The 21,716-nt window shown below is 52.3% G+C and carries 11 protein-coding genes; 5 read left to right on the forward strand and 6 right to left on the reverse strand.

Translation table 11 applies throughout. The annotated features are described in order from the left end of the window. Positions 1–63: 63 nt before the first annotated feature. The 5 genes from IEW09_RS08420 to IEW09_RS08440 all read right to left on the reverse strand — a co-directional run bounded on the left by IEW09_RS08420 (position 64) and on the right by IEW09_RS08440 (position 8,100). Complete coding sequence (locus IEW09_RS08420) at positions 64–3,588, reverse strand: TonB-dependent receptor (RefSeq protein ID WP_188553718.1); 3,525 nt, start codon at positions 3,586–3,588, stop codon at positions 64–66. A gap of 764 nt (positions 3,589–4,352) precedes the next feature. Further along, complete coding sequence (locus tag IEW09_RS08425; protein ID WP_188553719.1) at positions 4,353–4,718, reverse strand: helix-turn-helix domain-containing protein; 366 nt, start codon at positions 4,716–4,718, stop codon at positions 4,353–4,355. Between the two features lie 53 nt (positions 4,719–4,771). Then, on the reverse strand, positions 4,772–6,208 hold the full coding sequence (locus tag IEW09_RS08430; protein ID WP_188553720.1) for an arabinose isomerase: 1,437 nt from the start codon (positions 6,206–6,208) through the stop codon (positions 4,772–4,774). Then, positions 6,205–6,567: an L-rhamnose mutarotase gene (locus IEW09_RS08435; protein WP_188553721.1), complete on the reverse strand. Its 363-nt coding sequence runs from the start codon at positions 6,565–6,567 to the stop codon at positions 6,205–6,207. Before IEW09_RS08435 ends, IEW09_RS08430 begins: the two co-directional genes overlap by 4 nt. Positions 6,568–6,585: 18 nt before the next feature. Continuing rightward, on the reverse strand, positions 6,586–8,100 hold the full coding sequence (locus IEW09_RS08440) for a GH39 family glycosyl hydrolase (protein WP_229739194.1): 1,515 nt from the start codon (positions 8,098–8,100) through the stop codon (positions 6,586–6,588). 319 nt (positions 8,101–8,419) lie between these two features. Between IEW09_RS08440 and IEW09_RS08445 the strand changes: the two genes are divergently transcribed. Further along, a complete protein-coding gene (locus IEW09_RS08445; protein ID WP_188553722.1) occupies positions 8,420–9,607 on the forward strand; it encodes a substrate-binding domain-containing protein in 1,188 nt (395 codons plus the stop codon). 129 nt (positions 9,608–9,736) lie between these two features. Here IEW09_RS08445 and katG read toward each other — a convergent pair whose 3' ends face one another. Then, the gene (gene katG, locus IEW09_RS08450; protein WP_188553723.1) at positions 9,737–12,022 is read right to left on the reverse strand and encodes a catalase/peroxidase HPI; all 2,286 of its coding nucleotides are present in this window, start codon (positions 12,020–12,022) and stop codon (positions 9,737–9,739) included. 159 nt (positions 12,023–12,181) lie between these two features. Here katG and IEW09_RS08455 point away from each other — a divergent pair, with 159 nt between their 5' ends. The 4 genes from IEW09_RS08455 (at position 12,182) to IEW09_RS08470 (ending at position 21,673) form a co-directional block, all read left to right on the forward strand. After that, positions 12,182–13,048 (forward strand): LysR family transcriptional regulator, encoded by an 867-nt coding sequence (locus IEW09_RS08455; RefSeq protein ID WP_188553724.1) that lies wholly within the window; start codon positions 12,182–12,184, stop codon positions 13,046–13,048. Positions 13,049–13,394: 346 nt separating this feature from the next. Beyond that, positions 13,395–16,238 (forward strand): TonB-dependent receptor, encoded by a 2,844-nt coding sequence (locus IEW09_RS08460; protein WP_188553725.1) that lies wholly within the window; start codon positions 13,395–13,397, stop codon positions 16,236–16,238. A gap of 244 nt (positions 16,239–16,482) precedes the next feature. Continuing rightward, positions 16,483–17,463, forward strand: coding sequence for a YncE family protein (locus IEW09_RS08465; protein WP_188553726.1), 981 nt, complete (start codon positions 16,483–16,485; stop codon positions 17,461–17,463). A 550-nt stretch (positions 17,464–18,013) separates the two neighbouring features. After that, complete coding sequence (locus IEW09_RS08470) at positions 18,014–21,673, forward strand: TonB-dependent receptor (RefSeq protein WP_188553727.1); 3,660 nt, start codon at positions 18,014–18,016, stop codon at positions 21,671–21,673. Positions 21,674–21,716 lie beyond the last annotated feature (43 nt).

Here is a 21,716-nt window from a genome sequence, read left to right on the forward strand (position 1 = left end):
GACGAAGAGGTAGAGAAGCTCAAGGCATTGGCGATGAGCTTCTCTCTGCTAGCTGGTGTATGGTCAGAAGGTCAGCTTTCCACTCAACTGAATCACCCTGCCCGGTGATGAGCTTGTGATCTTTCCTGCGAGTGAATCTGTCAGACCGTTATCGATTGCAGAGCCGCCACCCGATCCTCCCGTAGCCAAACCGCCTACAGTTATTGCGTATTGGTGATGATTGAAGGTATTGAATGTATCGACACGGAAGGCAAGTCTCATCTGATCGGTGAGAGCGAGGCTCTTTGCGAGACCCATGTCGAAGTTATTGATGCCGGGCTGACGTAGGAAGTTACGGCCAGTGTTGCCATATACTCCAGGCGCCGATTGGTAGAAGCATGCCATATTCAAACGCTGAAACTTCGCCATGACACCACCGTGAATATTACAACCTGGGACATAGCTGGCACGGGGAGCAATACTGCCGGTGTAGTTGAGTGGATCGGCTGAGTTGATTCCGAAAGGAAATCCGCTCTGAAAGGTTGTAATACCAGTGAGCTCCCATCCGCCTACCAGCAAGTCAGTGGCTCGGTTAGCTCCTCCCATCACCTTCTTGCCTCGACCAATGGGAAGGTCATAAACATAGCTCGCAACAAAACGCTGGTTAACATCAAAGTCCGATGGAGCATAGTCTAAATTTGGGTTGTGGTTATCCATGAAGCCCTGATAACCGGCACCACTTGCACCTACTCCGGCCGCGGCAGACTTGTCATCCATGCTCTTCGCCCAGGTATAGATCGCAGTTACCGCAAGTGAACTGGTGCGATGCTCGAACTTCGCATTCATCGAGTTGTAGTTGGAGTATCCGTGCCAGTCGCTGTTGATGTAGATACTGGTGAAATTCTTATAGGGCAGCCGCGAACTCGGAAGGCAAGGAGCAACCTTTGTATTCTTATATGATCCATCGGGATTCTGCGCGTCGCAAAATGCCAAGCTATCCGCAGGAATTGCATTGGGTTGAGCGATATCGTGCCGAGTCAGAAGATGGGTTCCCTTTGACCCGATATAGTTCAGCTCGAACGTTGTATTCCTTGCAAGCGACCGCTGCGTTGAAAGCGACCATTGCTGGACATAGGGATTCAACGGATTGTCAGATTCGATAACCGCAATGAACGTCAGCGTCGATACAGGAAACGGAAGGAGTGTGGCGAAAGGTGTAAATAAGTCATTTGTCAGCTTTGAAACACCGGCGTTCGTTGCCGGGGTGAGATTATTACGAATGGCGTAGGGATAGATGTCACCCGAGTCGTCGATCTCGCGTCCCTCAGATGAATCCCAGAAGATGCCGTAGCCGCCGCGAATAACGGTCTTATCTCCAGCGCGATAGGCAAAGCCGAACCGTGGAGCAAAGGGAGTCTTCGAGCCGGGATGAGGGACATTCGATCCACAATAACGCAGGATCGGCGTCACATTATCGTAACCAACTCCGGTTGCTACACCGTTTGTTCCCAGAGTCTTGTCGGCGTAGCACAATCCACCTTGGGTATTTTGGTTATCGAGCCAGAAGAAGTGATTCTGCGCTTCATAGGGTGCAGCACGAAAATCCCAGCGCATACCAATATTCAATGTAAGTCTCTGGGTTACTTTCAGATCATCTTGAGCGTATGGCGCAAAGTAGCTGAAGATGTGAGTCTGGGGATTGCCGGCCTGATCGGTTGGGCTCAGAGGACCCGGTACATAACCGGCAGCGCTGCTGTAATAGCCGAGAAGCATATCAGCGACAGCATTACCGGTACCGCAGTCAGCGTTGCTCGCCGGGCAACCTACCTTATTGTTAGTGATAGATGCTGAACTAAATCCATAGTCGCCCAGAAAATCGTCATCAAGGTTGCGTACCAACCGCCAACGCCGATAGTCGCCACCGAAGCCAAAGGTGTTTCTTCCCTTTACCCACGTATAGGAGTCAGCAAACTCCCATGCGGGCTGATCGGATCCGGTGTAAGCGTTGACAGGACCACCGACGGTTGCGTACTGGCTTAGACCAATACTGGGATAGGTAAGCTGAAGCGGTCCGAACTTCTGGAAAGTTCCCGTAAGCCCCAGCGACGTGACAAAGGAGTCAGGTGGAGTTGTGGCTCCCTGAGGTGCAGAGGCATCAAGATAACCGAAGCGGAAGTTATTCGTGCTCCGTGTGCCGAGACTGATGGTGTGCGATATCTCCCAGTTCTTTTGTGTCTCATACTGTGTCTCAAGGCCGTAGACAAGCGAAGCAGTGTTAAGGCTGCTATTTTGATAGGTCGAATAAGTGTAGCGCCCAAAGACAAGACCAAGCTTACCTAGCGTCTGATCGACGCGGTACGTCTGCTGGTTCGTGACCAGAGGTAATCCAACCGACTTTACAAAGTTAATCGTACCGGGAGTAGCGTTAGCTGCACCAGCGTTCGGAGTAGGCCAGAAGCCTGCACCAATCGCAGCATTGGCTAGACGTGCTGTAATCCGACTGGCGGGGATCTTGTTTCCAGGAAAAGGTTGACCGGTAAGTGGGTCTACAGGAAGACAATTCAGACTCGAATTTAAGTTTGTGGTGCATGCGGTACTTCCGTTGACCGGAAGATTTTCTGCGGAGAAGTCGCCAGTCAGCACCGCAGGATTTGGCACGGATGCCTTTTCGATCGTCCCGTTGATGATGCGCCATCCTTCATAGTTTGCCATCCAGAACGTTTTGTTGCGGCCGTCGTACAGTTTGGGAATGTACACCGGCCCGTCTGCAACGAAACCAAACTGATTCTGGCGCAACTTTGGAAGGGGAGTTTTCACTCCTGCCTGATAGTCGGCTGCGGTTGGGAACGGACTTGCATCATACGCATTGTTACGGTTGAACTCAAATACTGTTCCATGAATCCTGTTGGTTCCGCTCTTACTGACGAGATTGATCTGGTTGGCGCTGAAGCCGAACTCGGCGGGATAGCTGCCACTCTCAACTTTGAACTCCTGAATCGCATCCTGCGACAGAATGACCGCAGGAGTTACCAGCGCTGTATCTGTATTGATCAACCCATCGAGGGTGTAGTTATTCGACTCGGGCCGAGCTCCATTGATGCTGATGGCATTACCTGATCCCTGGCGCATTGTGCCTTGCTCGCCGCCTACTGTGACTGCTCCTGCGCCCAGCAAGAGCAGTTGCATGAAGTTGCGGCCGTTGAGCGGAAGCTCTTCTACCTGCTTCTGACTCACTAGCTGTCCGATGGCGGAGCTATCGGTATCGAGCGCTAATGCTTGCGCCATCACCTGCACGGTCTCGGTTACCGCTCCCGGCTTCAAGACCACGTTGACGCGAATCTTCTGATCAACGGCAAGTGTGAAGTCGCTTGTCACCGACTTCTGAAATCCCGACATCTCAGCCGACACAGAATAAGATCCCGGGTTCAACGATGAAGCCTGATAGTCTCCCGATGAACTGGAAGTCATGCGAACCTTCGCATCGGTTGCAGTGTTGGTCACGGTCACAACCGCATTCGCAACGATAGCGCCGGTACTATCGGTCACGGTCCCCAGAATCGTCCCTGTAGCTCCAGCCTGAGCATAAAGCCTGTCAGAGACCGCGAACAAGCTTACGAAAAGGAGCGTGGCCTGAGCTGCTCTCAAGAAGATTTTTATCTTCGCTGATTTATTTTTCTGAATCGCCTCGTGGTTCTGCATGATGGATCCTCCGGAGTTTTCGAACCGAATTCTTAAACGGGATAGCTCCGTCAACACCGCAAACGACGCAGCCTTTACCCGATGAGTCCTCTATAAAATTCCTACTCGGCGTTTCAGCAGATTTATTCGCAACACGATCAGTTACGCCAAAGTAGGCACAATGAGCCCAAGCAGCAGTTACTCGAAAAAGAGCTACACACAGAAACAAGTGAACGTTGTTGCCATATCGAAACTTGTTCGCTATTGAGGAACGGCGCAACAATAGCTCTCTAAAATAGCAATGTCAATCATTAAAAATAGTTTTTCTATTGACAACTGCGAAATCACAGACATCTTTCGTCTACGGAAGCCGCAATCCATTTGGCAACGATCAAGCTGTCAGACCACTGCTACAGTTCGTCCGTCATCAGCGTGTAAGCACTCAATGCCGTCAGTTGCACGCAATATAACAAAACGCCATCTATAGACCCCGTATTACGGTAAGTCGCATCTCAGCCCAAAGCCTTCTTGGATAGAAGCGAATGGATAGTTAGGAGATGTCGTGAAGTGCAGTTTGAAGACACTTAGCATGTCGAGGTCGGACCACATGCTTACTCTGGATTCCGGAATATTCTGCAAGAGCAAGATCAATTTTCTGACTGCTCTCTTCCCTGTTTCCGATGATGAATCGATTTCTAAGCTATCTCGACCTGATTTCGATAAAGTGAGTCAGAGGAACACGACGAAGAGTCGAATTCAGCGTTCAGCTTTCTTGCGATCGCATAGGCTCCATTATTCGCATGGCAGAGGCGCCCACTCACCACAAGAGTTCTAACAATTCGATAGACTGTCGTCTTTGCAATTCCGGTTTCTTGATGAATCTGTTCGATCCGCATCCCCCCTGGCACCTCTCCGAGAAGATCGAGCACCTGAACGGACTTCAATAAAATGGGAACTATATACTCGCGATCCAGATCAGGTTGCAAGCGTCGTGCTCTATCAGTTCGACTCTCCCTGGCACGATACTTCGTTAAAATTTTGGCCTCTGTAATTGGCGACATGCTTATCTCCTCTCAGGAAACGAACAAGATTCATAAAGCCGCGCTGAAGAACTTCACTGGATTCGGGCAAATCCAAGATTAAGAAACAATGCGATTTTTTCGAGTTGCGCTGCGAGATGTCCAACCCCGACAGCACAGTGATGCGCAGGCCCTTGGGCATTCCATTGCTCAACGAAACGTCGCGCTCCCTGCGGAAAGCGATAACGGCTATTTGTGTTGCCGATCTCAAGGATCCTGCCAGCCACGCTATCACCCTCTGCAACAAGTAATTTGAAGCCACGGGCCCTATCTTCTACGACGGAAAGCAGAGTGACTGGTCCATGCTTCACGGACATCTCTACCGACAACCCTTTGCCTACTTTGCCGTGATACACCTGCAAGGGACGCACCTTGATCTTGCCCTGAGCGATTCCAATGTGGCCTGGCCCATCGTGCCCCATCAGAACAAGGTCCGATGCAAAGTCCATTGCGTAGTATTCCGTGAAGGATCCGCCTGCGCCGAGAAGGTCCATAATCTTCATCGCAATGACATTCTTCACCTCGTATTCTCCGGCAACAGGAATGTTTCGTCCCGTAAGCATTGAGGTTCCCAGAATGATCGAACTCATCGTAGCTTCGTTTTCAGAGATGCCGCTACCCTTGTAGAAGTACGCCATCAGGTCGAGATCGTGATTGCAGACAAATCTGTCCAGCGCTACAGCGGTTCGCGCTGCATCTGCAAGCTCAACCGGCGAGCAATTCGCATCGACGTCGAAAAACTCTCTGAACTCGTGAAGCTTTTCCTGAACCGCGCTCTCCGCGGAATCAGTGCGCATCTGGCTGAGTTCATCCACCTCGAGCATCTCTAGCTGAATGCCGAAGCGGCCACTTACCTGTGTCAAGTCGGTGGCAATATCGAGCATGCCACTGTAGTAATGTCCCATGAGTCCCAGTCGGCTATGGGCGAGAGCACTTCCGACCTCTGCTGCACGAAGCCATTCCTCGACTTCATTCCAACACTCCGGATCGTCATACAACATTCCAGTTACCTGATGAAAGCTCATGTCTAAACGCGTTAGGACATTGGCGATCTCTGGCATAGGACATGAGCTGCAGTGCGCCAACCACTCTCCTGTCATTGCCGTACGGCTAGTCATTTGATTGAAGCTTTCGTACTCAATTGCCGGAGCAGGCTGCAGGTTCAGGAAAACTACCGGCACCTTTGCACGCAGGATCACTGGGAGCACTGTTGCCGAGAGTGCATAAGTGGTCACATAAATCAAAAGGATATCGATATCATTGCGCCGGCAGGAGTGCCCTGCTTCGACCGACTTTGCCGTCGTATCAACTAGACCAAGATTAACAACCTCGCGTGTCGGTCGAGTAATACGCTGTTCTACTTCGGCCAGATATCCCAGGAGCTTTGCCTCCAGGCCGTCAAATTGTTCCCAGTAGGCCTCGAGCCCCAGACCTAACAATCCCACCCGCAGATGTTTGTAATTGTTATTCATATTTCGTCTTCTCTTGCATCCGCATCTTGCGTCTTTGCTCTTCCCTTCATAAAGAAGACCTCCATCATCATCGCTTGCTTCTCTCCGGGGCGAAGGCCGGGAACAGGCTCAAAGAGTGGAGCCATCATCTTTTGCCATTGAAGATTCACCGGGCTGGTTTCAAGACACTTCGTCAATTCGTCATAATCAACTACCTGCATATAGAGAAATAATTGCTGGTCGCGCCTAAAGATGGAGTACTCAGAGACGCCAAACGATTCGAGTTCCGTCATAAGCTCCGGCCATACGTGTCGATGGGCTTCGTCGTACTCTGCGATCTTGCCTGCCTTAATTCGTAACTGAAAGGCGATTCGTTGCACGCTGTTCCTCCCGAGCGATCACTTGTACTGCACCACAGCAACTTCGAACGGTTGTAAGGAAAGAACATGGTCTGACAGAGTCTCCTGAGCTGGTGCATGATCGCCGGTCGAGGGTGCAACCAGAGATACAGTGGCTCCTTCGGCGTCTGTCGGCAATGCAAGTTGTTCTGCGCGATTACGCTTATTGATAACCAGCAGCATCTTGCCATGGCTAGAAGCAAAGGCCTGCGCGTAGATCGATCGACTGGGGTTGGTTGTCTCTACCAATTTATCTCCCGGGCCAAAATGATCTTTGAGCAGCTTGAGCACCCAGAACCGTGGATTCGGGTCGGTTGTGTTGTAGTTCATCATGCTTACGCTGGGAAACTGCGATGGATAACCTACCAACTGCGATTCTCCCAGAACGTCGATGCCCATCTTTGCAGCCTCTGAGTAGATGTAGGCATACATCGCTCCATCAAGATTCCAGTATCCCTGTGGCTCAGGCTTGGCCACGTAGCCAGGGTGGCTTATCTCCTTTTCATCCTCCGTCAGAATTACTCCCAGCTCATCAAGATCGGTCTTTGTCGATGGGGAGTAGCGCTTACGAATTTCCTCGACATAGCGCACTGTATTCAGGAAACCGTCCGCCTGATCGAAGAAGGTGTACTGCCAGTCATCGAGGTTCTGGTCTGGTGTTGGGGACGCATAGAAGTGGTAGCTGATAAAGTCCAGCGGAGCGCCTTTCCTGTGATTTGCCGGATTCAAAAAATATTCAAACATCTCAGGATGCTTGCTCGGGTTTGCGAGTGCCAATGCAACGAACTTAATATTCGGGTCGACCTTTCGCATCGCCGCTGTCACCGTGTCATAGAACCTGGTGTACTCCTGCGGAGTCCAGTGGTGCTCAAACTCAATCTCGTTGAGCACCTCCCAGTATGGGATCTTATAGTGATGGCCCGACTCCCATCGCTTGCCATACTCGTCGGTAAAGCCGCCCTTGGTATACCAGCTCAGCAGCCGCGCATAGTACTCCGAGACCTCCTTCATCGATGGATCGCGAAGCTCTGTGCCCTGCGTGTAATCCCAGAATACCTGATTTGGATCGTCGGGGAAGGTGACAGGCTTTTCGGTCTTGTACATCCAAGCCGGGATCGTGCTGAAGTTGAGGATGACCGAATGTCCTGCCGTTGCCTGCATAAAGTCGTCGAGCGTCGGGTCGATGTGAGAGAAGTCCCACGACGTCTTGCCGTTGGCAGGTGCACTCAACTCTGCTACTGCCTGCCGCGGATAGGGGAGCCATGGAACATATCGCACATAGTCCGCGCCCAGCATGTGCAACGCCGCAAACGAAGAGTCATGGAGTTTAGCTCCACGAAGAAGCTGCGGATTCACCACCACCTGCAGGGTGGGGGTTGATCTCGACAATTGAACCACCTTTGCCCAATCAACCTTCACCTCATCGGGCTTGGTCGCATCCTGCGCGCAGACAATGCAGGAACTCGTGAACATACAGACCAGTGCGAACAGGACCCACTTTGGCAATCTCGTCATTCTCTTCTCCCTTGTGAGCAGTATTGCTCTTCCCCTTTGGCACCATAAATGGCATAGGCCAAATCAGGATCGAGCGCAGACTAAAGCTTGCAAAGAAGACTAGCGATAATATTTTTGGAATTTGGCGATATTTCATAATATGAAATTTTAAGAAATGACAAGATTGCCTAAAATATCGGCGCAATATGCCAAAATTTCAAATTTGCAATAGACATGCACTTAAATCCCAAGATCAAACTGAAGTAGCACTTGTATCTTTTATTTTCACAATATGAAATTCTATTTAGAATAGTCTTGGGGGCTAAGCTGGAGTGATCGAGTGAAGAAGAAGCGCACAAAAGAGCCTGCTGCCCCACTCCCGGCGGAGCATCCCGATTACACCATTCAGTCTGTCGCTCGCGCATGCACTATTCTCAAATGTTTTGATCGCCATCGGGCAACACTTGGCCTCAATGAGATTGCTGCTCGGAGTGATCTCAGCAAACCTACTGCTTACCGCATGTTGTCGACCCTCGTCGCATGCGGCATGTTGGAGCGCCGCGAGAAGAATTGCTACCGGCTCACCATGACACAGTGGCACCCGAAGAAGTTTCGCCTGGGCTATGCCTCGCAAAGCGAAGAGTTCTCTTTCTCGCGCCTGGTCTCAGAAAGCATTTGCAGCAGTGCCTACGACGCCGGAGTCGATCTGCTGGTGCTCAACAATCGCTATAGCCCGAAGGCCGCGGTGCGCAACGCAGAGACGTTCGTACGTGAACGTGTTGATCTGGTTATTGAGTTTCAGACTAATCAACAGAGCGCCTCTATCGTTGCCTCAAAGCTCATTGAAGCCGACATTCCTATTATTGCGATCGATATTCCTCACCCAGGAGCGCACTACTATGGCGCGAACAACTACCGTGCCGGGCTGATCGGCGGTCACGCGCTTGCCCAAGCCTGTCTGAGCCGCTGGGGTGGAGCAGTCGACGAAGTTATCCTGCTTGAACTTCCTATGGCAGGCCCACTTCCCCGTTCGCGACTTACCGGCATTCTCGCTGGCATACGTGAGGTTTTACCGAAGCTTCCTGAGCAGCGGGTCCGCTTCATCAATGGAAATGGACAATACGAGATCAGCCTGGATGTGATGCGTAAACATCTTAGGAAGAGCAAGGCTAATCATGTACTGATCGGTGGAATGAACGATCCCAGCTGCCTTGGCGCATTGCGTGCCTTTGAAGAGGCAGGTCGCGAAGAGCACTGCCTTGCTGTAGGACAGAATGCAAGCATTGAGGCGCGGCGTGAGCTGAGGCAACCTCGCTCTCGTCTCGTAGGTTCCGTAAGTTATTTTCCGGAACAGTATGGAGAGGCTGTCATCTCGCTTGCTCTTGATAAGCTGCAGGGGAAAGACATCCCCCCCGCGACCTTCGTTAAGCATCAGCTCATCACAAAAGAGAACGTCGATTCCATCTATCCCAACGATGGCCTCATCTCTATGGCCGATGGCGACGCCCTGCTCTTCAGCAAACGATGACAGCTTGAGAAAGCGATTAGAAGTGTTATTGCTTTCTTGTAAATACAAACGGCTCGAAGCTCAAATGAAACCGGGGCTCCAGAGTTCAGTTAAACTTCGAGCCGTGCAGGACTAACCTGCCCAAGACGATTACGCGTGATCGAAACGATCAAGGTTCATCACCTTGTTCCAGGCTGCGACAAAGTCGTGCACAAACTTTTGCTGTGCATCCGAGCTTCCGTAGACCTCGGAGAGTGCTCGAAGCTGGGAGTTTGAACCGAAGAGGAGATCGATGCGGGTACCGGTCCACTTGAGCTCTCCTGTTTTACGATCGTGACCTTCAAATACGTCTTGAGTATCTGAGACCGACTTCCACTCTGTCCCCATATCGAGCAGGTTGACGAAGAAGTCGTTCGTCAATGTCTCTGGCCGCTTGGTAAAGACTCCATGCTTTGCCTGTTCGAAGTTGGCGCCGAGGACCCGCAGACCACCCACGAGCACTGTCAGCTCAGGTGCGGTCAGCGTTAGTAACTGGGCCTTGTCGATGAACAACGTCTCCGATGAAACGCTGTACTTCGCCTTGAGGTAGTTACGGAAGCCGTCGGCGCGAGGTTCGAGCACAGCGAAGGATTCCACATCGGTCTGATCCTGCGAGGCGTCCATGCGTCCCGGAGTAAACGGAACGGCCACAGTGAGGCCCGCGTTCTTTGCCGCCTGCTCCACAGCTGCGCAGCCAGCCAGGACAATCAGGTCGGCGAGCGAGATCTTTTTGCCACCGGTCTGTTTGCCGTTGAATTCACTTTGAATGCCTTCAAGCGTCTTCAGTACCTTTGCCAATTGCTCAGGCTGGTTGACCTTCCAGTCTTTCTGCGGAGAGAGACGGATGCGAGCGCCATTCGCGCCGCCACGCTTGTCGGAGCCACGGAAGGTGGATGCCGATGCCCAGGCAGTCGAAACCAATTGCGGAATTGTCAGTCCGGAGGCAAGAATTTTGCTCTTGAGCGTAGCGATATCTTGCTCGTCCACCAGTTTGTGATCGACTTCGGGGATAGGATCCTGCCAAATCAACACTTCGTCAGGAACCTCCGAACCGAGGTAGCGTGCACGCGGCCCCATGTCGCGGTGCGTCAGTTTAAACCATGCGCGGGCAAAGGCATCGGCAAACTGATCGGGATTTTCGTAGAAGCGCCTCGAGATTTTTTCATAGTCAGGATCGAAGCGCAGAGCGAGATCTGTAGTCAACATTGAAGGTGAGCGGCGCTTTGACAGGTCGTGCGGATCAGGCACAGTATCGATGCCCGCGTCTCCCTTCGGCTTCCACTGATTTGCACCGGCTGGGCTCTTAGTCAACTCCCATTCGTAGCGGAACAGATGCTCGAAGAAGTCGTGGCTCCACTTTGTTGGCTTGGTTGTCCAGATGACTTCAAGGCCGCTTGTGATTGCGTCGCCTCCTTTGCCGGTACCAAAGCTGTTCTTCCAGCCGAGACCCTGTTCCTCAAGGCCAGCGGCTTCGGGCTCGGGGCCCACATTGGATGCAGGACCAGCACCGTGAGTCTTGCCGAAGGTATGGCCGCCTGCAATCAGCGCGATAGTCTCCTCATCATTCATTGCCATGCGAGCAAAGGTCTCGCGAATATCGTGAGCCGCGGCAACGGGGTCGGGATTGCCATCCGGGCCTTCCGGATTAACGTAGATCAGGCCCATCTGCACTGCTGCAAGAGGATTCTCCAGGTTGCGCTCCTTCGCTCCGCTTCCGGTACGATCTTCCTCTGTGCCATGTAGTTCCTTGTCGGCAACGAGCACACCCTCGTCATCATTCTTTCCCTTACGATAGCGAAGGTCGCCACCGAGCCATGTAGTCTCAGTTCCCCAGTAGACATCCTCGTTCGGTTCCCAAACGTCTTCGCGGCCTCCTGCGAAGCCGAAGGTTTTGAAACCCATTGATTCAAGAGCAACATTGCCGGTAAGGATAATCAGATCGGCCCACGAGATCTTGTTGCCATATTTCTGCTTGATCGGCCAGATCAGCCGACGCGCCTTATCGAGGCTGACATTGTCAGGCCAGCTATTGAGCGGAGCGAAGCGCTGCTGGCCAGCTCCCGCGCCGCCGCGGCCGTCGCCGATGCGATATGTTCCAGCGCTGTGCCATGCCATGCGAATAAACAAGGGGCCATAATGACCGAAGTCTGCGGGCCACCAGTCCTGCGAGGTGGTCATCAAGGCACGAAGATCGTTCTTTACAGCTTCGAGATCAAGAGTCTTGAAGGCTTCGGCATAGTTAAAGTCTTTGCCCATCGGATCGGACAGCAAGGAGTGCTGATGCAGGATTCTCAAATTCAACTGGCTTGGCCACCAGTCACGGTTCGATGTGCCTTCTCCTGCGGCGTGATGGAATGGGCACTTCGCTTCAGTCGATGTCTTTTTTTCGTCTGCCATATTTCTCCTCAGTCTGCGTGACGTATCGCACACTCCGTCGGATTTACTCGAAATCTCAACAACTCAGATATCCGCGTTTTGTCTCGACAATAGCAATGTAGCATCATAGAGATATATTGCTCCAATACATAGTTCCCATTCAGAGCATAGGTATTCACTATGGAATTTAATCAACTTCGTTACGTTTGTGCCATCGCCGAAACCGGCAGCTTCAGCCGCGCTGCCGAGCGCTGTCATGTTGCACAGCCTTCGCTTTCACAACAGATTCTTAAGCTTGAAGAAGATTTAGGCGCGAAACTTTTTGACCGACTTGGCCGCAGCATCCGGCTTACCGAGGCTGGGCGTGCTTTTCTACCGCATGCACGCTCCATTCTGCATCAGATGGAGGCTGCGCGCACTGGCGTTGAAGACAAGCGCGGCGATATCAGTGGAAGCGTTGCAGCAGGCGTCATTCCCACCATTGCGCCTTATCTGCTACCACGCTACACGGCGTCGTTTGCAAAAAAATATCCTGAAGCGCGACTACGCATCGTCGAAGAGACCACGCCGGTGCTGGTTGAAAGCCTGCGCAACCTCTCAATCGATCTCGCTGTTCTCGCGCTGCCATTGCGTCACAAGGAGTTCGAGCTTTTCCCGCTTCGCACCGAACCACTCTTCGCTGTACTTCCCAAAGACCATCCGCGTGGCAGCCAGAGATCGCTCGCACTCAAAGATCTTCGCGGCGAGTCATTTGTCATGCTGCGCGACGGACACTGCTTCCGCGATCTCAGTGTAGTTGCCTGCACTCGCGCACGGGTCACGCCGCGTATTGTCTTTGAGAGTGGCCAATTCAGCAGCCTGCTCGGCATGGTTGCTGCAGGTGTGGGCGTCTCGCTTGTGCCCGAGATGGCGATTGAACATAATGCATCGTGCCGCTATGTCCGCCTCAGCGATGCACGCGCCACGCGCACCATCGTAGCGGCAGTCCTGCGCGGGCGCAGCTTTAACCGCGTCCAACAAGCGTTTCTCTCCGGACTTACAAAGTAGGACAGTTGAAAACGATGCGCCCATCGCCTGTCACTCTGAAGAATTTGGATCACTGATCAAAGCTCGAATTGGCCTCGAGGGATCAACGATTTATGTGATGAATTTGGCTTAAATTCAGGCTCAAAGTTAACGCTGCATGAAATATTGAAGCGCAATATTAAATGAAGGTTAACGACGCTATTCCTTCAGTTTGGGTTAAGTATCCGCAACCTACCTTCGAACATAACCGCAACAGTTTTTCGCTATCAGCGCCCTTTCAAGTGGGTGCAGAGGGCTTGTTACGGTTCGGAGGATAGGAATGACTAACAGACTTCGGTGCCTCTTGGCGACGATCATAGCGTCAGGCATGGCGATAGCTCCAACCATCGCGGCACAAACGGGCAACGGATCGATCACTGGAACTGTCCAGGATCCTTCCGGTTCCATATTGATCAGCGCCAAGGTCATCGTAGAACCCTCAGAGAGACAGGCGGCCACTGATAATCAGGGCCAGTTCCGCATCTCGAATCTGCCTGCAGGCAGATATACGCTCACGGCCTCATACGTAGGCTTTGCACCGTATACGACAACTGTCAACGTTGCACCTGGCGTAGCCACCAGTGTGATTGCGGCGCTCAAGATCGGATTAAAAAGCGATACGGTTATGGTCACTGCGGGGCGTCTGCAAGGCCAGGCCGAAGCCGTCAATGTGGAACGAATGTCACCAAACATCGTGCAAGTTGAGCCAGCCGGCGTGATTACCAGCTTACCCAACACAAATGTTGCCGACGCGGTGGGCCGTCTTCCCAGCGTCTCACTGGAGCGTGATGAGGGCGAGGGCAAGTATGTGCAGATTCGTGGAACGGAGCCTCGCCTGAATAACCTTACGATCAATGGAGTGAATGTTCCGTCCGTTGAAGTAACAGTACGCAACATCAAAATGGATGCGATTCCTGCCAACGGGATCGAACGTATTGAGGTCTATAAGACATTATCGGCCGATCAGGATGCCGATGGTATTGGCGGCACAGTAAACCTTGTAACACCAACCGCGCAAGAAAAGCCGACCTATGCTTTTAATGGAACAGCTGGCTACAATCCTTTGCAGAACGGCTACTGGCGCGGCGGTTTTGACGGCACGGTCGGGCGCCGTTGGGGAGTGACCAAGAAGTTCGGCCTCTTGATCGGAGGAAGCTGGGATCGAACGAACCGCGGCATTGACGATCTCGAGCCGAGCCAAACCTTTGGCACTTTACCAAGTGGGAAAAACGTCGCTTATATCAACAGCGAAGACATGCGCTCTTACCAGTACTACCGTACGCGCTATGGCTTCGACCTGGGAGTAGACGACAAGATCACGCCTACGATGACTGTCTATGGAAAAGGGCTCTTCGCTGACTTTCATGATTATGGCGAGGTGGCCGTCTATACACCGAATGCTGGTGCTCTGATAGGAGCAACCGGCACACAGGTGCAGTTCGATAATACCGGCAACTGGCAGTACCGCCATTACATCCGTCGCCCTGATCAGCAAGTCTTTAGCTTTCTGACGGGAGCGCGTCATGATCTGTCAAAAGATTTGATTACCTATGAATTCGCCGCATCACGCGGACATAATATCGGCGGACAGGCATTTCCAACCACCAACTTCAGCGGAACAACAAATGCCAGCGGGAAGAACGATCTGGGCAATGTGACCTTTGTAGCTGATCAGACGAATCCTTATCGTCCGAAGCTGACAGCAGTTGACGGAACCAACGGATTTGATCCTGGCAGTTACACGGTCAGTTCGTCCGTCAACTATCAATACCATGCTACGCAGGTGAATTATCAGGGATCGGCCTCAGAGGCCCATGACTACACGGTATATGGTCATCCAAGCACATTTTCGATGGGAGTAAAGATTAGGAACTCCTCGTCTTCACAATTTGAGAACACCTACAACTATGACAACGTCGGCGGATTTACGCTGGCGGATGTTCTGGGCACAGCTACCAATCCAACCTACTACGACAAGTCATTTGCCATCGGCGGACTGGCGTATGGTCCCATCTCGTCGTATAGCAAAATCCAGCAGGCAGTGCTTGCCAATTCGACTGGGACCACGCCTGATCCGATTGCCGCTGCACAGGCATTTTTCAATGCAAACGAGCGCATATCGGCAGGCTATCTGGAGGACGTGATCTTCTTCGGCAACTTCAGACTGCAAGGCGGGGTTCGATTTGACGAGGGCGGCACTCATTTCCTAGCCAATCAGATAGCGTACGATGCGAATGGAAACCCGACTATTACGCCGATCCGGCGAGATGCAAGCTACTTCAATGTGCTGCCCAGCGTCTCGCTGCAATATCAATTACAGAAGGACACCAACCTGCGAGTAGTCTATGGGCGCGGTCTCGCTCGTCCTAACATTGGCGATCTTGTGCCAGCAACGGTTATTGATCCGAACCAGACTCCGTATCCTACTATCGCTACCGGAAATCCAAACCTTGTGCCAACTAAGGCAAACAACTACGACATCCTTGTTGAACATTACTTTCAACCGCTGGGAGTTCTGCGAGGAGGATGGTTTTACAAGCAGCTCTCGGATCCGATCTATCCAACAGCTACTCTGCTTCCCAACTACAACGGAACAGGCAAGACCTATCAGGAGACATTGTCGATCAACGGACCTGGCGCACATATCCAGGGATTCGAGGCGCAATGGGAGCAACGCTTTTCCCTCCTTCCTGGACTGCTCAGCGGCATTGGTATCGATGCAAACTATAGCCATACTTCTTCACAGGTCACCTTCCCGGCAGGCTTTGATGGTGGAAGGACGGACAAGCCAGCTCTCGATCGTGATTCACCCAATGACTACAACTTCAACCTGACCTACGACAAAAGACGATTCTCCGGGCGCTTTGCGATCAGCCATAACGATGCAAGTATCGCGGCATATCAATGGACTGCTGGAACCGGCCCTGCCGACGATCCTATCCTGGGCTTGAAGGGGCCTACTGGCGATAACTACTTTTACCCTCATACGCAGTTCGACGTGCAGGGCAGCTATCGTGTGTACAAAGGGCTGCAGCTCGTATTCTCGGGCCTCAACCTGAGCAACGAGGTCTTTGGTTTCTATAACGGCAGCGGGATTTATCCTGTGCAGCGCGAATACTACAAACCGACAACATCGTTTGGAGTTCGCTGGTCCGTACGGGGAGAGGAGTAGAGTAAATGGCGGTTGCTGCACCAGCAACCGCCATTTACTTGTCTTACCTAGTACACATGCATATTCCCATCGGCACATTCAGGAAGACTTAATGGTCCGCATGCTATGTCTTGCATTGGAAGCGGAAAAGCGCTCGCTAGAGTGCGGCTGCTAACGCTAAACATTCGGTTCAGGAGAATTAAACGTGCAAAGATTACGCCTTGCCTTTTTGTCGTTCACGATACTGCTGCTCGGTGGTTCACTTATGTCCGCTGCGCAAACAAGCTGGGGTGTTGCAAAGACCTGGCACATTGGCGGCAACGGTGGATGGGACTATCTCACCGTCGATCCTAATACCCATCGCCTATTTGTTCCCCGGGGAACACACACGATGGTTATCGACGCGAACACAGGAGCGGTACTGGGCGATATCCCCGGTCAGAAGATTGCACATGGCGTTGCAATCGTTCCCTCACTCGGACGAGGTTTCATCACCGATGGCGGCGGAGAAGGTGCCATTGTGATCTTCGATCTGAAGACCTATGCCGTGCTAGGCAAGCTGGTCACTATGCCTGACTCTGATGGCATCATCTATGATCGAACACTTGGACGCATTTTGGCCGTGTCGGGAGATAAGGGCATGTTGATGTCGTTTAAGCCGGACATCAATCCGAAGAGCGGCAAGATAGATCCACCAATCGAGTTGGGTGGCGCTCCTGAGTTTCTCGCCTCTGATGGTACGGGGAAAATTTACATCAATCTCGAAGACAAGGACATGGTGGCAGAGGTTGACCTGCCAAGCAGGAAGGTCGTAGCTCGCTGGCCAGTCGCGCCTGGAGGTCATCCTGTAGGAATGGCATTGGATAAAAGCACGCATCGCTTGTTCATCGGTTGCCGTAACCCCCAAAAAATGGTGGTGATGAGCACGGAGACCGGCAAAGTTCTCTCAACGGTGCCAATTGGCGCTGGTGTCGATGCTGTTGTCTTCCACGCGGGACAAGCATTTGCGAGCTGTCGCGACGGTTCGCTTGTAGTTGCAGGTGAAAAAGGAGACAACTTCACAGTAGAGCAAGTGGTGAAGACGCCTGCCGGCGCGAGAACCATGGGGATCGACCCAAGTGCTCACACGATTTATCTACCTACGGCTGAGTTTGAAGAGGCCAAGCCTGGAGCCGCTTCAGCACGTCCGAAGGCAAGGCCCGGAAGCTTCATGATTGTGCAGATCGGGCAAACAGAATCAAAGTAAGTAATTTTGCTCAGGAGAAGAGCTAGGCGGTATCTATCGTCTAGCTCTTTTCCGTTGGCGGCAAGATTGCAGGGTAATGCTGCTCTTGACATGAATTTTCGCAGTGGCTATGGTTAGCTACATCATGATGGTTTCTGTTCAGCCAGAACATATTGCAATGCAGATATCAGAGTGGACGCCCTGTCGCTCTTGTTGTCGCTGTTACTAAAGCCCCCACTAAATATCGCTATAAGCTACTCGACAGTAGCTCGCATTCGAGAACAGGCTATCCCCGACCCAGGGTTAGTCGTCGTCTGCCTCGTTCTGTCACAAGTGTGCAATGAGTCAATTCTCTCAGCAGCGGTGCAGGTTCGCACTGGTACTTTAAGCTCATTTCAAATTGATCTTCAGGTGTCATTGCTTCTTCTCTCTTTGCGCTGCTAGCGTCGAGACGTTTCTATAACCAGCTCCGAATGAAATTTCATGAACGGGGCAATGCGCGACTGGAGATTGTATGTGGCAAGTTTTTGAGGCGAGTAGACGTTGTTTTTTTGCGGTCTGGATCAGTTTCATGATTGCAGTTGCAGCAGTGGCAGGTCCGAGCGCGTATGCGCAATCAGTAAAGGGAACGCTCTCTGGAACTATAACCGACCCCAACAACGACGTGATCGCAAATGCGTCCGTAGATGCGGTCAATGAGAGCACCGGAGAGAAGTTCCATACCGTAACCAGTTCCAGCGGCAGCTACCGCTTTCCGGAGCTCTCACTTGGCTCCTATACGGTCACAGTTACTTCGACGGGATTTTCGACGGGACAGTACAAAGGGGTGCGTGTCACTGTAAATAACGTCACCGTGCAAGATGTCACTCTTGCTGTTGGGCAAACACAAGAGACTATCTCGGTACAGGCAAATGCGCTGAGCTTACAGTCGGAGTCATCAGATATCAGCAGTACGATCTCTTCGAAGGAGATCACTGATCTTCCTCTTGCGCTCGGTGGCGTAGGCGCATTACGCTCGCCGCAAGGATTCATGTTCCTTCTACCAGGCAACACCGGCCCTGGCGCGCAGAGCTCTTACAACTCGAGCAATAACAACAACGGCGTCAGCCTGAATAGAATCGGGGGCGGTCAGAATTTTGGTGCCGAGGTGCTACTAGACGGTGCCAGCCAGAGCCGCACCAACAATGGTTCTAATTTTGATGAAGAAGCGCCCTCCATCGAGGCGCTACAAGAGTTCAAGACCACTACGGCTATGCCTTCCGCTGAATTTGGCCGCACCACCGGCGGCGTACTCAGCTTCGCTACGCGAGGTGGTGCCAATCAGTTTCATGGAACAGCCTACAACATCTTCAAGAATGACGCTCTTGATGCGAATAGCTGGTTCAATAATGGCACTCGTTCGGTGGATTGTGTCGGAATATTTGCAACACCTGCCTGCTTTGCGAAGTATGCGCGTCAGGCTGACAAGCAAAATGACTATGGAGGCACCTTTGGCGGGCCGGTCGTTATTCCGCATTTCTATAACGGCAAGGATCGTACTTTTTTCTTCTTCTCGTGGGAACAGTTCCGTCAAAGTATCGGGGCCTCGATTACCTCGACGGTACCGACGGACAAGATGCGTCACGGCGATTTTTCCGAGGTTCTCGGTGCACCGTTGACGGCCGGAAGTTCTGCCACCCCTATCATTAATCCCTGCGATGGCACACAGATTCATGCAAACCAGATATTTGATCCATCCACAACACGAACGGTTGGCGGAGTGCAATGCCGTACGGCCTTCCCCGGCAACATCATTACAGGAACGCCAAGCGCTGTAGGTCAAAATTACCTGGCGTATTACCCTGCACCACAGGGAGCTGGGCTGACGCAGAACTTCAGCTATGCATCGACCTATCCGATCAATAACACCACCTACACTCTCCGCGTTGATGAGTCAATCACAGCAAAAGACAAAATCTTTGCCTCCTATTCGGCACGTCAGAATACACGCCGTAGTGCAGCACGCGCTTTACCGGACCCGGTTGATCCCAACGAGTTCACGCAGAACTTCATCACACACTTTGGACGCTTTGGCTACGACCACATCTTTTCCGCGACATTACTGAACCATCTCAGCTTCGGTGCCAACCGCGCCCTGGGTAATAACTTTGCTCAAGCGGCGCTAGGCAACGTGAACTATTCCACCCAACTTGGCATCGGAAACATTACTTCATTCAACTTCCCCACTACGACTGTCGGTGACAATATCACGCAGCTCGGCAACGGCAACAACAATCGGCGTGCTGACAACAGCCTTCTGTTAAACGATTCCGTGGATTGGCAGAAAGGCCGACATAACCTCAAGTTTGGTGGCGATGTACGATACTACCAGCTCACCAGTGCATCGTACGGTACACCAAGCTTTGGCTTTGCACATAACCAGACCGCAGCCGAACCTACGCTGACCAGCAACACAGGCTATGGTTTTGCCAGTCTTTACCTTGGCCTGCCGCAGACCGGAGCGACGCAAGTCTTTGCTTCTGTGCCGAAGTGGATTCACTGGTACTATGCCGGTTTCGTGCAAGATGATTTCAAAGTGACAAAGAATCTTGTTCTCAATCTCGGCTTACGATATGAGATTGAAACACCTCGTTACGAAGGCAAGAATGCTACTTCTAACTTCAGTACTACGGCTAGCGACGCGCCCTATAGCGTCCCGGGTGCACTCGTCTTCGGACCTACGTGCAACTGCAACTCGAAGTGGCTTAGCACCTGGAAGAAGGATATCGGTCCGCGTGTCGGTTTTGCCTATACTCCAGACTTCCTAAAAGGCCGTACTACCTTCCGTGGAGGCAGTGGCATCCTTTACGGTCCGTTGCAGTATTTTGACTCCGGATCCAGCATGCAAACCGGATTCTCCGCAACCCCATCGTTCACCAGCTCGAATAACTTTACGCCAGCATTTGCGATCGATGGCGGCTTCCCTGCCTTCGCAGCGCCACCAAACTTAAACCCTGGATTCTTTAATGGGCAGAACGTCAGCGGAAACTTTATCGCCGCGGGCAATGCTCGCCCTGGCACGATCTTTATGTGGAGTGCGCAGGTACAACAGCAGCTTTCATCAGACACGATTCTTTCGATCGGCTATCAGGGTCAGCGCGACAACAGTCTCCCATCCAATTTGAGCGCGATTAACAATATTCCGAAGCAGTACTACGCGCTTGGGAATGGGCTGAGCCAGGCTCTGGCTACAAACACGGTTGGCGTCACTGCTCCTTTTACTGGCTTCACAACTCTTTTCCCTTCTGGAACGGTAGCGCAGGCGTTGCGTCCCTTCCCGCAGTATCAGAACATCGTTTCTGGCTGTTGCTTTGAAAACAAGGGACAGGGTAGCTACAACGCTTTGCTTATTTCACTCAACAAGCAGTTCCACAATGGCCTGCACTACCTCGTCTCCTATACATGGGAGAAGAACCTGACCGATGCAGACAGTGCTGTCCCCTCCAACAACGCAGGAGGACAGAACACGCAGGATCCAACGAACCTGAAGGGCGAGAAAGCCCTTAGCATTCAGGATGTTCCGCACACACTCGTACTTAGCTATTTGTACGATCTTCCCTTTGGCCGCGGTCGACAGTTCCTCTCGAGCGCGCCGCGCTTTGTGGACACGATCGTCAACGGCTGGCAGCTCGGCGGCATTCAACGCTATCAATCTGGTACGCCGTTCGCCTTTGCGTGCGCTTCCGCCATCCCAGGTGCGAATACCTGCACACGCTATAGCTTTACGGGAGCACCAATAGAGAGTGCAGCAGAGCGGAATCACAAGCTGAATCCATTGATTAGTCCTCACGATACGAATCCGGTGACAAATCGATCGAACCCTGCCATTAACAGCCTCTTCAATGGTGCTACGCAGGGTTCACCATCAGCCGCAAACCAGACGCAGCCTGCCTTCATCGATCAGAACAATTCAACAGCGCGGGGAACGGGAGCATATAGCCTGGGCAACGTGCCGCGTGTAACTTCTGTCATGCGATTGAATCCATTCCTCAACGAAGACTTCAGCCTCATCAAAAGTACGCCGATACGTGAGGGCATGAGCTTCATCTTCGAGGTCGAGGCACTCAATGCCTTCAACCGTCACGCATGGGCCACACCTGGCACAGATCCAAATGGTCTACTCTTTGGTGTTCCCACAAACACCATCACCGCTCCGCGACAGATGCAGATACTTGCTCGCATCTCCTTCTGAGAGCTTTTGAGGAGGTCCAGCCCATCCTGTGGGCCTCCTCATC

This window comes from Edaphobacter dinghuensis (genome assembly GCF_014640335.1).
Taxonomy (GTDB): domain Bacteria; phylum Acidobacteriota; class Terriglobia; order Terriglobales; family Acidobacteriaceae; genus Edaphobacter; species Edaphobacter dinghuensis.

What these genes read in the sequence shown, in the direction of transcription:
- IEW09_RS08425 (WP_188553719.1), bottom strand. Translation starts at nt 4,718, where the DNA reads ATGTCGCCAATTACAGAGGCCAAAATTTTAACGAAGTATCGTGCCAGG.
- IEW09_RS08430 (WP_188553720.1), bottom strand. Translation starts at nt 6,208, where the DNA reads ATGAATAACAATTACAAACATCTGCGGGTGGGATTGTTAGGTCTGGGG.
- IEW09_RS08440 (WP_229739194.1), bottom strand. Translation starts at nt 8,100, where the DNA reads ATGACGAGATTGCCAAAGTGGGTCCTGTTCGCACTGGTCTGTATGTTC.
- katG (WP_188553723.1), bottom strand. Translation starts at nt 12,022, where the DNA reads ATGGCAGACGAAAAAAAGACATCGACTGAAGCGAAGTGCCCATTCCAT.
- IEW09_RS08455 (WP_188553724.1), top strand. Translation starts at nt 12,182, where the DNA reads ATGGAATTTAATCAACTTCGTTACGTTTGTGCCATCGCCGAAACCGGC.
- IEW09_RS08460 (WP_188553725.1), top strand. Translation starts at nt 13,395, where the DNA reads ATGGCGATAGCTCCAACCATCGCGGCACAAACGGGCAACGGATCGATC.
- IEW09_RS08465 (WP_188553726.1), top strand. Translation starts at nt 16,483, where the DNA reads ATGTCCGCTGCGCAAACAAGCTGGGGTGTTGCAAAGACCTGGCACATT.
- IEW09_RS08470 (WP_188553727.1), top strand. Translation starts at nt 18,014, where the DNA reads ATGATTGCAGTTGCAGCAGTGGCAGGTCCGAGCGCGTATGCGCAATCA.